The 677-nt window shown below is 42.8% G+C and carries 1 protein-coding gene; it reads right to left on the bottom strand.

Translation table 11 applies throughout. From position 1 onward, the window contains the following. Positions 1–673, bottom strand: a 673-nt coding sequence (locus tag R7O13_RS27435) for a prepilin peptidase (protein ID WP_318305270.1), incomplete at its 3' end; no start/stop codon positions are given. Positions 674–677: the final 4 nt, after the last annotated feature.

Below are 677 nucleotides of genomic sequence, written 5' to 3' on the forward strand. Positions count from 1 at the left end.
ATCCTAGCCAAGCGCCAAGGGCGGCCAGCAATTTAAAATCACCGTAACCCATGCCTTCTTTACCAGTAAGCAGTTTGAAACCCCAATATACTGACCAAAGACACAAATAACCGGCAATCGCACCAATTACGGCGTCTTGTAGACTAACAGGGCTTATTTCTGTTAATGCTAACGCAATGCCAGCCCAAGTTAATGGTAATGTTAATTGGTCCGGTAGCAGCATAGTATCGAGATCGATAAAAGTCGCGGCTATTAAGACAAATGTGAAAAAGATTAACGCAACCGTAAAGTAGCTAAAGCCGAAATGATAAGCCACAAAACCAGCGCACGCAGCAGTGAGTAATTCTATCAGCGGATAGCGAGGACTAATTGCGGTATGACAATGATGGCATTTTCCTTTTAACAATAGCCAGCTGATTACAGGAATATTGTCTCGAATACGAATTGGCGTCGCGCAGTTTTGGCACGAAGAGCGAGGCACGCTTAATGTCAAAACTTCTTGAGGTGGCTTAATCTTATATTCAGGGAATGATTCGGCGCATTCACGGCGCCATTCTAATTCCATGATTTTAGGTAGCCGATAAATGACCACATTAAGAAAACTACCCACAATTAAACCTAAGATACTGGCAAACACAACGAATAGCCAAGGGTAGTACTGGAATACTTCCATATTT

This window comes from Vibrio sp. Y176 (assembly GCF_033438945.1).